Below are 419 nucleotides of genomic sequence, written 5' to 3' on the forward strand. Positions count from 1 at the left end.
CCGTCCACCGTGCGGTGATCGAGGTAGAAGAAGCCCTTTGGCTTGCCGTCGCGCACCATGTAACCGCTGTCGGGATCGGTGCGCGACACCTTGGTTTCCTTCACCTGCGGCTCGCGCTCCTTTTCCTTCAAGGGCTTCTGGCCGTGCACTGCTCGCTCGGCCTCAATCGCCCGGTCGAGGTCGGCCCAGTAATCGGAGCGCGACTTTTCGATCATCGCAAGATCATATTTGCCCTTGTTGGCATTTGCCTTCAGATGCGTTGAATCCGTATAAAGCACCGTGCCGTCCACCAGGCCATGACGGATCGCCTGCTCAACGATGTGGTCAAAAATATCCTGTGCCACGCTCGTGTCGTTGAAGCGCCGGCGGCGGTTCTGCGACAGCGTCGAGGCGTCAAACACACCGTCCGTCAGCTTCAT

The 419-nt window shown here is 59.2% G+C and carries 1 pseudogene; it reads right to left on the reverse strand.

Annotated elements, in window-relative coordinates:
• A pseudogene (locus IB244_RS31680) lies at positions 1 to 419 on the reverse strand (IS5/IS1182 family transposase); the annotation flags it as partial.

Origin of the sequence: Rhizobium sp. RHZ02 (genome assembly GCF_014851575.1) — a bacterium.
In the GTDB taxonomy this organism is placed as follows: domain Bacteria; phylum Pseudomonadota; class Alphaproteobacteria; order Rhizobiales; family Rhizobiaceae; genus Rhizobium; species Rhizobium altiplani.